The organism is Actinokineospora spheciospongiae (assembly GCF_000564855.1).
GTDB classification, from domain to species: domain Bacteria; phylum Actinomycetota; class Actinomycetes; order Mycobacteriales; family Pseudonocardiaceae; genus Actinokineospora; species Actinokineospora spheciospongiae.
This window is the reverse complement of the sequence record NZ_AYXG01000260.1, coordinates 1-11372: the sequence shown is the minus strand read 5'-3', so window position 1 is coordinate 11372 and position 11372 is coordinate 1. Positions and strand designations below refer to the sequence as shown.

7 protein-coding genes are annotated in these 11372 nt (G+C 74.8%); 3 read left to right on the top strand and 4 right to left on the bottom strand.

Annotated elements, in window-relative coordinates; genetic code table 11:
- Positions 1-217: 217 nt before the first annotated feature.
- The 4 genes from UO65_RS32610 to mraZ all read right to left on the bottom strand — a co-directional run bounded on the left by UO65_RS32610 (position 218) and on the right by mraZ (position 5450).
- Positions 218-2191, bottom strand: coding sequence for a peptidoglycan D,D-transpeptidase FtsI family protein (locus tag UO65_RS32610; RefSeq protein WP_084176456.1), 1974 nt, complete (start codon positions 2189-2191; stop codon positions 218-220).
- A gap of 227 nt (positions 2192-2418) precedes the next feature.
- Positions 2419-3885 (bottom strand): hypothetical protein, encoded by a 1467-nt coding sequence (locus UO65_RS36450; RefSeq protein ID WP_052022113.1) that lies wholly within the window; start codon positions 3883-3885, stop codon positions 2419-2421.
- On the bottom strand, positions 3882-4838 hold the full coding sequence (rsmH, locus tag UO65_RS32600) for a 16S rRNA (cytosine(1402)-N(4))-methyltransferase RsmH (protein WP_035290746.1): 957 nt from the start codon (positions 4836-4838) through the stop codon (positions 3882-3884). Before rsmH ends, UO65_RS36450 begins: the two co-directional genes overlap by 4 nt.
- Positions 4839-5018: 180 nt before the next feature.
- On the bottom strand, positions 5019-5450 hold the full coding sequence (gene mraZ / locus UO65_RS32595; RefSeq protein ID WP_035290756.1) for a division/cell wall cluster transcriptional repressor MraZ: 432 nt from the start codon (positions 5448-5450) through the stop codon (positions 5019-5021).
- 674 nt (positions 5451-6124) lie between these two features.
- On the opposite strand from mraZ, the gene UO65_RS32590 reads away from it, so the two are divergent.
- The 3 genes from UO65_RS32590 to UO65_RS32580 are packed head-to-tail and all read left to right on the top strand — an operon-like array spanning position 6125 to position 11079.
- The gene (locus tag UO65_RS32590) at positions 6125-7324 is read left to right on the top strand and encodes an AAA family ATPase (RefSeq protein ID WP_411431393.1); all 1200 of its coding nucleotides are present in this window, start codon (positions 6125-6127) and stop codon (positions 7322-7324) included.
- Between the two features lie 39 nt (positions 7325-7363).
- Positions 7364-8629 (top strand): DUF58 domain-containing protein, encoded by a 1266-nt coding sequence (locus UO65_RS32585; protein ID WP_035290742.1) that lies wholly within the window; start codon positions 7364-7366, stop codon positions 8627-8629.
- Entirely contained in the window at positions 8626-11079 is a 2454-nt protein-coding gene (locus UO65_RS32580) for a transglutaminase family protein (protein WP_035290739.1), read from the top strand. Before UO65_RS32585 ends, UO65_RS32580 begins: the two co-directional genes overlap by 4 nt.
- Positions 11080-11372 lie beyond the last annotated feature (293 nt).

The window sequence follows — 11372 nt, the reverse complement described above, 5'->3', positions numbered from 1 at the left end:
CGCCATAGGGGCCCCGGCCAAACACATCCACCCAGCCGGGCACCCCAACCAAACCCCTCGGCGGCCGGAGGACACGCGCTAAGAGCGGGCGCCTGACCAACGCGGGCAAGCCGCCAGCCGGTGCGGGCAGGCGGCTGGCCGGTGTCGGAAGGCAGCGGTGAGCAGGGCCGGCGACGTCCTGTGTGGACGCCGCGCGACCCTGCTCACCGGCACCGCGTCAGGGGATCACCAGCGGGACGATCGGCGCCTGCTCCTTCGACAGCGGGATGTTGTACCGCTGGGTGATGTAGGAGGCGACGTCGTGGAAGAAGAGGGCGGCGGAGTGGCCCTCGGGGGAGCTGTAGACGGGCGTGTCGTAGACCATGCCCACGACGAAACGGGGGTTGTCGGCGGGGAGGATGCCCGCGAAGGTGATCCAGTACTTGGAGTCGCTGTAGCGGCCGATGGCGCTGTCGTACTGCTGGGCGGTCCCGGTCTTGCCGGAGACCTGGTAGCCGGTGAGGGCCGCGTCCGGGGCGGTGCCGCTGTTCTGGTGCGGTGCCTTCTGCACGACCGAGCGGAGCATGTCGCGGACGGTGGTGGCCGTCTCGGGGCTGACCACGCGGACGCTCTCCGGGCGGGGCTCCGGGATGCGGGTGCCGTCGGGGGCGATCCGGGCGGCCACCACCCGGGGTGGGACGCGGACGCCGTCGTTGGCGATGGCCTGGTACATCCCAGCCATCTGCAGGACGGTCATGGACAGGCCCTGCCCGATGGGGAGGTTGCCGAAGGTGCTGCCCGACCACTGGTTGCGCGGGATCAGGTTGCCGGGGCTCTCCCCGGGGAGGCCGACGCCGGTGCGCTTGCCGATGCCGAGGCGCCCCAGCATGTCGGAGAAGCGGTCGGGGCCGACCTGGTCGGCCAGCATGAGGGTGCCCACGTTGGACGACTTGGCGAAGATGCCGGTGGTGGTCAGGTTCAGCACCCCGTGCGACCAGGCGTCGCCGACGGTGCGGTCGGCGACCTTGATCGACCCGGGCACCTGGTGCACCGCCTCCGGGGTGGTCACCCCGTACTCGATGGCCGACATGGCGGTGACGATCTTGTTGACCGATCCCGGCTCGTACGGGGTGGTCACCGCCGGGTCGGACAGCAGCTTCGGGTCGACCCCCCCGGGCTGCGACGCGTCGAAGGTCTTGTCGTTGGCCAGCGCGTAGACCTCGCCGGTCTTCGCGTCCAGCACCACGACGCTGGCGCTCTTCGCCCCGGAGCGCCTGGCGAACTCGGCCGCCTTCTGCTGGGTGAAGAACTGGAGGTCCGAGTCGATCGTCAGCACCAGGTCGGAGCCGTTGACGGCGGGCTGGCGGTCGCGCTCCGTGCCGGGGATGACGACGTCGGCGCCCCCCTCGGTCTCCACGATCTGCCTGCCCGGTTGGCCGGACAGCTCGTTGTCGTGCAGCATCTCCAACCCGATCAGCCCGTGCACGCTGTGCTTCTCCGGGTCGGGGTCGTCCGACCGCCAATTCGCGTAGCCGACGACGTTGGCCGCCAGCGAACCGCCCGGGTACTCGCGCATGGCCCGGTTCTCGACGTTGAGCTGGGGGAACTCCTCGGCGAGGACCCGGGTGAGCCCGGGTTCGGCGTTGTCCACCAGGTAGACGAACGCCTTGTCCGAGCGCAGCTTGGCCAGCAGGTCGGCCTCGTTGACCTGGTCACCGAGCACCTCGCGCATCCGACGGGCGATGTCGGCGGTCTCGTGGTCGAACGACAGCGGGCTGGTCTTGCCCGCAGCCCTGGCCTTCTCGACCTCCTTCTCGATCTCCTTGCGCTGGGGGTTGGGCCGGTAGGCGATGGCCCGGGTCTCCACGCTGAACGCCAGCTCCGCCCCGTTGCGGTCCAGGATGGCCCCGCGCGCGGCCGGGATCGGGATGGGCTTGGTGCGCTGCCGCTCGGCCCGCTCGGCCAGGGCCTCCGCCTTGAACCCCTGAACCTGCACCAGCTTCAACCCGGCGGCCACCAGGGCGGCGATCAGCAGGAACCGCACGACGACCACCCGCACCCGGTGGTCGGTCCCCGCCGCCCGCTTGGTGACCCGCCGCATCCGCCCGGGGGCGGGCGAGGGCCTGCGCACGGCCTCTCCCCGCCGCACGGGCACCGCCCGCCGCGCCGAGGGCCGCCGCCCACCCGGCCCACCCCGGTACTGCTCAGCCATCCGCCGACACCCTCCCGCCAGTCACGCTGTCCTCATCCCCGGTCGCACCCGACCGGGACGTCGTCGCCCGCCCGGCTCGACCACGACCGCCGGTCCACCGCCGGGTGGGACCCGGCGCCCGGCCCGGCCACCGCGGGCGCGGGGCGCTGCGGGAGTGCCCGACGGCTGCTCGTCGAATCTGCCGCCACGGACGTGGGGGCGAGGTCGAGCGGGGGGAACCACCCGCGTCAGCCGCCCGCCGGAGGCGGGGTCTGCTCGCCGGTCCCACCCGGGGCGGGCTGCCCCTGCTGGGTCTGCTGCTGCTCGGTCTGCTGTTGCTGGGCCTGTTGCTCCTGGGCCTGCTGGGCCGCCTGCTGCTGGGCGGCGATCTCCTCGGGTGAGCGGACCTGGGTCGGGGTGGTGGCGGCCTCGGGGTCGCCGACCACGGTCACCCCGCCGTTGGCGTCGACCACGATGTGGCCGGGGTCGCCCGCGGGGACCATGCCCAACTGGCGGGCGCGCTCGGCCAGGGCGGGGGCGGACTCCTGCCTGACCACCTCGCGCTGGAGTTCGGCGGCGCGCTCGGCGAGGACGGTGGCCTCCTGCTTGGCGGCTTCCAGCCGGTAGGAGTCGGCGATGGCTTGGGTGGTGAGCCACAGCGTGGTGGCCACGCCGACGACCAGCAGCGCGATGATCAGCACCACGAACGACGCGCGGCCGGAGGTGGCTTCCTCCTCCGCCGCGACCGTGGTGTTCCTGCGGTGGTTGGAGTTGTGCGCGGGCACCTTGCCGGAGTTGTGCGCGGACGCCCTGCCGGAGTTGTGCGCGGACGCCCTGCCCGCCGCGGGCGGGTGGCCCTCGCGCAGGGCGCGGCGGGCGTAGGCGCGTTCGGCGGCGACCGTGCGGGACCGCCCGGCCGTGCGCTCGACGCGGTCGGGGGTGGCGCGGGTGGGCTTGCCGGTCGGGCGGGGCGGGGACACCACCGACGACTCGGTCTGGCGGCGGGACGGCTCGCCCCGACCTCGGCGCGGTTCCGCCTCCTCGCGGCGGGGCCTGCGGCGCGCGGGCTGCTGGCCCTCGGCACGCCGACGTGCCGACCCGGTGCGGGACGCGTCATTGGCGACGGCGCGGCGGGGGGAACCCGCGCGCCCACCGGACGGCTTCTCCCCCTCGCCCGCCGCACGGCGGCGGGACGAGCCCGCACGCCCACCCCGGGGCGCGTCCTCGTCCCCGGCGGCCACCCGGCGGCGCGCAGAACCCGCACGCCCACCCCGCGACGACTCGTCCGCGATGCCCGCACGCCCACCCTGGGGCACGTCCTCATCCCCGGCCGCGCGGCGGCGCGCAGAACCCGCGCGCGCACCCTTCGGCGATTCGTCCTCGGTGCCCGCGCGCCCGCCCCGGGGTGGGTCCCCGTCGTCGGCCCGGGTGCGGCGGCGGGCTGTGCCCGCGCGTCCGCGGCGGGGGGTCTCGCCGTCGTCGGCCTGGCGGCGGGACGAGCCCGACCGCTCGTGGGTCGGCGGTTCCGGGTCCTCGGCCTCCGCGCGACGGCGGGACGCCCCGGCCCGGTCCGCGCGGGGCTGCTCCGCGTCGGCGGGGTCGGCGCGGCGGGCGGGGGTCGCGCGCGTGCGGCGCGGCGCCTCCGGCTCCTCGGCGGGGGTGGTGCCCCGGGGGGACCGCGCCGGGTCGGAGGAGTTCCTCGCGGGCGCGGTCATGGGGCCTCCCGGATGCGTTCCGCCGCGCGCAGGCGCACCGACTGCGCGCGGGAGTTGTGTTCGGTCTCGCGCTCGTCCGCCATCTCCGCGCCCCTGGTGATCAGGCGTAGCTGGGGGGCGTGCTCGGGCAGCTCCACCGGCAGGTCCGGCGGGGCGGTCGAATGGGCGAGCGCGGTGATCGCCCGCTTGACGATCCGGTCCTCCAGCGACTGGTAGGACTCCACGACGATGCGACCGCCGACGGCCAGGGCGGTGAGGGCGGCGGGGATGGCCCGGCGCAGCACGTCCAGTTCGGCGTTGACCTCGATCCGGAGGGCCTGGAAGGTGCGCTTGGCCGGGTGCCCGCCGGTGCGCAAGCTGGGCGCGGGCAGGACCGAGTACAGCAGTTCGACGAGCCGGGCGCTGGTGGTGAACGGCGCCCTGTCCCGTTCGACCAGCACGGCCTTGGCGATCTTGCCCGCGAACCGCTCCTCGCCGTAGTCGCGCAGGACCCTGGCGAGATCGCCGTGGGAGTAGGTGTTGAGCACGTCGGCGGCGGTGGGTCCGGTGGTGGGGTCCATCCGCATGTCCAGCGGGGCGTCGCGGGCGTAGGCGAAGCCGCGCTCGGGGACGTCGAGCTGCATCGAGGACACGCCGAGGTCGAACAGCACGCCCTCCACACGCGACAGTCCCAGGCCGGACAGCGCCTCGGGGAGTCCGTCGTAGACGGTGTGCACGAGGTGGACCCGGTCGCCGTGGCGGGCCAGCCGCTCGGCGGACAGCGCCAGGGCGTGCGGGTCGCGGTCGAGGCCGACGAGGGTGAGGCGGGGGTGGGCCGAGAGCAGGGCGTCGGCGTGGCCGCCGAGGCCGAGGGTGGCGTCGACCAGGACGGCGTCGCGGTCGGTGAGGGCGGGGGCGAACAGCTCCAGGATGCGGTCGAGGAGGACCGGCACGTGGCGGGGTCGCTCAGTCACGCGCACGCACCTTCTCCCACACTCCCGAACTGCAGGCCACGACCTGCCCGGCCGGATCGACGGATGCCGCCAGGTCCCCGCCCGCTCGTCGGACTTGGCACCGGGGAAGGTGCGCCAAGGCCGAAGGCGAGCGGACCGAGGCCTGGCGGCACCCGAATCCCCCTCGTCTCCTGTCCGTGCTCAGAACACGCCGGGCAGGACCTCCTCCCGGGCCTGGGAGTAGTCGTCCTCGTGCTCGTCCAGGTAGGTCTGCCACGCCTTCGCGTCCCAGATCTCCAGCCTGGTGATCGCCCCGATGACCACGCAGTCCTTGGCCAGGCCCGCGTAGCGCCGCAGTTCCGGTGCGACCGTGATCCGCCCCTGACCGTCGGGACGCTGCTCGTCCGTTCCGGCGAACAGGTACCGCTGGTAGGCGCGGACCGCCTCGTTCGTCAAGGGAGCCGCCGCCACCTTCCGCGCCATGTCCTCGAACTCCGCTCGTGGAAACACGTAGAGGCAGTGGTCCTGACCCTTCGTGACCATGAGCCCACCCGCGAGTGCGTCCCGGAACTTGGCGGGCAGTGTCAGCCGCCCCTTGTCGTCGAGCTTGGGGGTGTGCGTACCGAGGAACATCTCGACACCCACCTCCCCACCGAACCCATCGGATCGGCCGTGGAGCCCCCTGCTGCCCCACTTGGCGCCACAGTACCCCACTTTTCACCACAGTCAACGCGAAACCAGCCGTGTCGGAGCCGGGAAATTGTGCGTTTCCGCAGCTAGAAGGGCAGGGGGTGGCAGTGGGGGGTGGTGGGGGCGTCACCGACTCGGGTTGCCGCCCGAGACGCCGCAAGACCCCCCGGAGCACCTCCCCGCGGCCCCGAGGCGCACGTCACGGGGGTTCGTGGGGCGAGGTGGGGGAACCGGTGGAGCGGAGTGGGGAGCCGGGGGGTGGTGCCCGCGCCGCCCGGACGGGCGCCCACGGAGAGTCAGCCCACCCGGTGGTTGCGTACTCAACGTCACCTGAACGGCCCACGCCTGTCCGCCGGTCCCCCGGCGCCGCCCGGCCGCAGCACCGCTGCGCCGAACGGACCAGGGGCCGGGCGGACGGAGGTGTCCCGGCGGCGTGCGGCAGGATCAACGCCCCGCCTCCCCGGCGGGGAGGCTCGCCGGAAAGGGTGGGGTACCTCGCCGCGGTTTGACACACTGAATGCCAGGCTGACGTCCGGCACGGGACCCCGACGGCGTGAGCCCGACACCGCCTCCCGGCCGCCGGACCGGACGGCCGCGGAGAACCAGCAGGAGGTCGCGTGACGTCGAGTACCCCGCCCACCGCTCCCCCGGGCACCCCCTACGGAGCGGGCGGCGGCGAGCAGTACCCCAGCCCCGGTGCGAACGGGCCCAGCGGCAGGTACCCGGGCGCACCCGCGCCCCACCCGGCCCCCGGCGCCCCGGCGGGCGGTCCGGGCACCGGGGCGCACCACCCGGCGGCGCCACCGCACCAGCAGGCGCCGTCGAACGGCCTGGCCGAGCTGCACACCGCGGTCGGCCGGATCGCGGCCAACGTGGAGCGGGTGCTCGTCGGCAAGCCCGAGGTGGTGCGGATCGCGCTGGTGACGCTGCTGGCCGAGGGCCACCTGCTGGTCGAGGACGTGCCGGGGGTCGGCAAGACCTCGCTGGCCAAGGCGCTGGCCCGGTCCATCGACTGCTCGGTCAGCCGCATCCAGTTCACCCCGGACCTGCTGCCCAGCGACGTGACCGGTGTGTCGATCTTCAACCGGCAGACCAACGGGTTCGAGTTCCGCCCCGGACCGGTGTTCGCCAACATCGTCGTCGGCGACGAGATCAACCGGGCCTCCCCCAAGACGCAGTCCGCGCTGCTGGAGTGCATGGAGGAGCACCAGGTCACCGTGGACGGGCACACCTACCCGCTGCACTCGCCGTTCATGGTGATCGCCACCCAGAACCCGATCGAGATGGAGGGCACCTACGCCCTCCCCGAGGCCCAGCGCGACCGGTTCACCGCGCGGGTGTCGATCGGCTACCCGGACCCGGCGGCGGAACTGGCCATGGTGGACGAGCACGCCGCGCACGACGTGTTCAAGACGCTGGAGTCGGTGTCCGACGCCGAGCAGGTGCGCGGTCTCATCGAGACGGTCCGGGCGGTGCAGATCGCCCAGGAGGTCCGCCGGTACGCGGTGGAGATCGTCTCGGCGACCCGGCGGCTGCCGGAGATCCGCATCGGCGCCTCCCCCCGCTCGACGCTGCACCTGGTGCGGGCGGCGCGGGCGCAGGCGGCGCTGTCGGGCCGCGACTTCGTGGTGCCCGACGACATCCACGCGGTGGCGGTGCCGGTGCTGGCGCACCGGCTGGTGCTCACCCCGGAGGCGCAGGCGTCGCGGCGGCCCCCGGCGGACCTGGTGCGCGGCCTGGTGCAGCGGGTGCCGGTGCCGCAGGCCACCCCCGACCACGGCGGTGCGCAGTGGTCGGGTCCGGGCGGCAGGCGCTGAGGCGATCCGGTCGCGGCACGGGAGGAAGGCGGTCGCGCGATGCGCGGAGCTCTGTCCGGTCTGACCACCCGGGGCCGGTGCCTGCTGGCCGCGGGGCTGGCGGCCGCGCTGTGCTCGTTGATCCTCAACGAGCGCGACCTGCTGCGGGTGTCGGTGTTCGTGGTGGCCCTGCCGCTGCTGGTGTGCGGGTTGACCGCGGCGACCAGGGTGGGCCTGCGGGCGCAGCGGCACATCACCCCGGCCAGGGTGCCGGTGGGCGGTCGGGCGGAGGTGGCGCTCGACGTGCGCAGCACCGGGCGGCTGCCGACGGTGGGCCTGCTGGTCTCCGACGGGGTGCCCTACGCGCTGGGCGGCAAGCCGCGGTTCCTCATCGAGCGGCTGCCCCGGCACTCCGGGACCCGGTTGCGGTACACGGTGCGGCCCGCGCTGCGCGGCATCCAGCAGCTCGGCCCGCTCATGGCCACCGTCACCGACCCGTTCGGCCTGGCCGAGTTCGAGCGCGAACTGGCCCGCACCTCGCGGCTGGTCGTGGTGCCCAGGGTGTTCCCGCTCACCAGCGTGCCCGGCGGCTCCGGCCTGGGCTCCGGTGACGACGGTTCCAACCGGCTCTCCGCCGGGCAGGGCGAGGACGACGCCGTGGTGCGCCCGTACCGGCAGGGCGACGACCTGCGCAAGGTGCACTGGCGCTCCACGGCCAAGCGCGACGAGATGATGGTGCGGGTCGAGGAGAGCCCGTGGCGCGGCGGGACCACGGTCCTGCTCGACCACCGGGCGCCCGGGCACCGCGGCAGCGGCGCGGACTCCAGCCTGGAGTGGGCGGTGTCCTTCGCCGCCAGCGCCTGCGTGCACCTGCACCGCTACGGCCACCAGGTGCGGCTGGTGACCGAGACCGGCGGGGTGCTGGTCTCCGACGCGGGCGACGGCAGCCACAGCGACACCGCGGTCCTCGACGCGCTGGCCGCGCTGCAACCGAGCCACCAGCGCGAGATCGCCTGCCCGGCCGACCCCGGTGGCGGCCAGGAGCTGATCGCCGTCCTGGGCAGCGCCACCCCGGAGGACCTGGGCAGGCTGATCCGCCACCGCACCCGGGGCACGCGCAGCCTGGCCGTGCTGCTGGACACCCGGGCCTGGGGCGCGGGCGAGGGACCGGCCGTCGACCCGACCGCCGCGGCCGCGCTGCTCACCGGCGCGGGCTGGGGCGTGACGCTGGCCAGGCCGGACGTCCCGATGAACCGGGTGTGGGCCAACGTGTGCCGTTCCGGTTCGCGCCGGGACGGGACGATGATCGCCGGAGCGGGCACATGACCACGACGCAGCACCCACCCCAGCACGCACCGCGGCCCCCCGCGCCGCCCGAGCACGACTCCGACGCGGTGCAGTGGACGACGACGGTCACCCCGGCGGTGGCCGCGGTGACCACCCTGTGCGCCTCGACGGCGCTGTCCGGGGTGATCGACGGCGTGCGCTGGCTGGGCTACGCGGGCGTGGCGATCATCGTGGTGGCCGCGGTGGGCATGGGCCTGCGCGCGATGCGCACCCCCACCGCGGTCGTCGGCCTGGCGCAGTTGTTCGCGCTGCTGTGCCTGCTGATCGCGCTGTTCACCAACGAGGGGGTCGTCGGCATCCTGCCGGGGCCGGACGCCATCGGTGCCCTGGGCGAGGTGCTCGGGCAGTCGGTGGAGGCGGTGCGGGTCGGGGTGCCCCCGGTGGGCGCGACGGCGCCGGTGCTGTGCCTGGTGGTGATCGCCATCGGGCTGGTGGCGGTGCTGGTGGACACCCTGGCGGTGTCCGCCGGGGCGCCCGCGGCGTGCGGGCTGGTGCTGCTGTGCGTCTACGCGGTGCCCGCGTCGCTGTCCGACGAGCTGCTGCCGTGGTGGTCGTTCGTGCTGGGGGCGATCTCGTTCGCCGGGCTGCTGGCCGTCGACGGCACGCACCGCCACCACCTGTGGCGCAACCGCCCGGCCATGCCCGCCACCGGCCGCGGCCTGGGCGCCCCGGTGGCGGTGGTGGCCTCGGCGCTGGCGCTGGGGCTGGTCGCCGGGCTGACCGCGACCGGCATCGGCACCGTCGGCGGCTTCCCCGGCGGGGGCGGCGGCGGTGGGGGCGGCGGGCTGGCCCTCAAGCCGTTCACCGCCCTGCGCGGGATGCTCGACCAGGGCAGCAACGTGGAGCTGTTCCGGGTGCGCGGCCTGGGCAACGAGAGCCGCTACCTGCGCGCGATGACCCTGCCCCGGTTCGACCGCAACGGCGGCTGGACCGCGGCGGACGCCCTGTCGGACGCGGTCCCGGCCGACGGCGACCTGCCCAACGGCCTCGGCGACGACGGCGGCGGCGCGGTCACCCGGATCGAGATCGAGCCGGTCAACTCCCAGGACCTGTGGGCCCCGGTCTACGGCATCCCGCGCAGGCTCAGCGACCTGCCCCCGGACATGTACTACGACCAGAACGGCGGGATGGTCTACTCCCGCAGCCCGCGCAAGCTGGACCGCTACGTCGAGGACGCCGACCTGGGCCAGCCCGCCGCGCAGGACCTGCGGTCGGCGGGCACCCGACCCCCCGAGGGCTTGGACCCGGTGTACCTGGGCGCGGAGGGCATCGACCCGGAGGTGGTGGACCTGGCCCGGCAGCTCACCGCGGACCAGCCCACCACCTTCGACAAGGCACTGGCCCTGCAGGAGTACTTCGACCCGGTGAACGGCTTCAAGTACCAGACCCAGACCGGCACCTCCAGCGACGAAGACGCCCTGGAGGAGTTCCTCTTCCGCTCGAAGGTCGGCTTCTGCGAGCAGTACGCCTCGGCCATGGGCGTCCTGGCCCGCGCCGCGGGCATCCCCTCCCGCGTCGCCATCGGCTACACGGCGGGCTTCGTCTCCGGCGACTACCGGTCGATCACCACCCAGGACGCGCACGCGTGGGTGGAGGTCTACTTCCCCGACCAGGGCTGGGTGTCGTTCGACCCGACCCCCCTCAGCGACGGCCGCGGCTACCAACCGCCGTACGTCCAGGGCGACGCGAGCACCGGCCCGTCGACGACGGTCACCGAGGAGGAGGTCCCCGGCGGCAGCACCGAGAACACCCCCACCGCGCAGGCCCCGGAAACCGGCACCGCCGACGACCAGCGGGCCGCCACCCCGAACGCGGACGGCGCCGGGTTCAGCCTGCCCTGGCAGGTGTGGCTGGCGCTGGCCCTGGCCGCGTTGGCGGGCGGACTGGCGGCGCTGGGCGCCCGGGCGGCGAAGGCCCGCTCGCGCACGGCGTGGCGCCCGGTGGCGGCGGCCGCGGCAGCCGCGGTACTGGCGGTGTTCTTCCTGGTGTCGGCGGTGTCGTGGTGGCTCGGCGCGCTGGTGGTGGTCCTCGTGGCGGCCGCGGTCCCCGCGGCCGTCCGGGCTTGGCGCCGCCGCGAGCACCAGCAGGCGGTGGCCGCTCGGGACACCGACGCGGCGGGCGCGGCGTGGGCGGAGCTGATGGCCGAGTCCTGGGACCGGGGCGCGGAGACCGCCGAGTCGGACACCGTCCGCACAGCCGCCCGCAGGCTGGTCAAGGAACACGGCCTGGACAAGGACGGGCAGGAGGCCCTGCGGACGGTGGTGAATTCCGTCGAACGCTCCTGGTACGGCGGCCGGGCCGACGCCCCGGAACTGCCCGCCGCGTTCGACGAGGTGGTCCGCGGCCTGCGCCGCACCGCCCCGATGGACTGGAAGTCCCGCCTGCTCCCCCGCTCGGTCCTCAAGCCCCGACGGCGCAAGCAGGACTGATCCCACCCACTCGGAGGACCCGACCACCGGCCACCCCGCCCCCACCGGCGCCTCTGCCGACCACCCCAACAACCGCAGGCCCGGCCACCAACCACCCCAAACCCCATCGGCCCCGCCGCTGGCTGGCCTGGCGGCCGGCCACGCCGAACCTCGCCGGGCGCAGCCGCCCACCCCACCAACCGCAAGCCGGGCAGCCAGCCACCCGCAACCCCACCGCGCGCAGCTACCGACCACCCCGCCAACCGCCAGCCCGGCGCCAGAATGCCCGGGTGGGTGGATGTGCTTGGGTGGGG

Excerpts from the sequence above, each read along its gene's own strand:
- UO65_RS32610 (WP_084176456.1), bottom strand. The coding sequence starts at position 2,191 with ATGGCTGAGCAGTACCGGGGTGGGCCGGGTGGGCGGCGGCCCTCGGCG.
- UO65_RS36450 (WP_052022113.1), bottom strand. The coding sequence starts at position 3,885 with ATGACCGCGCCCGCGAGGAACTCCTCCGACCCGGCGCGGTCCCCCCGG.
- mraZ (WP_035290756.1), bottom strand. The coding sequence starts at position 5,450 with ATGTTCCTCGGTACGCACACCCCCAAGCTCGACGACAAGGGGCGGCTG.
- UO65_RS32585 (WP_035290742.1), top strand. The coding sequence starts at position 7,364 with ATGCGCGGAGCTCTGTCCGGTCTGACCACCCGGGGCCGGTGCCTGCTG.
- UO65_RS32580 (WP_035290739.1), top strand. The coding sequence starts at position 8,626 with ATGACCACGACGCAGCACCCACCCCAGCACGCACCGCGGCCCCCCGCG.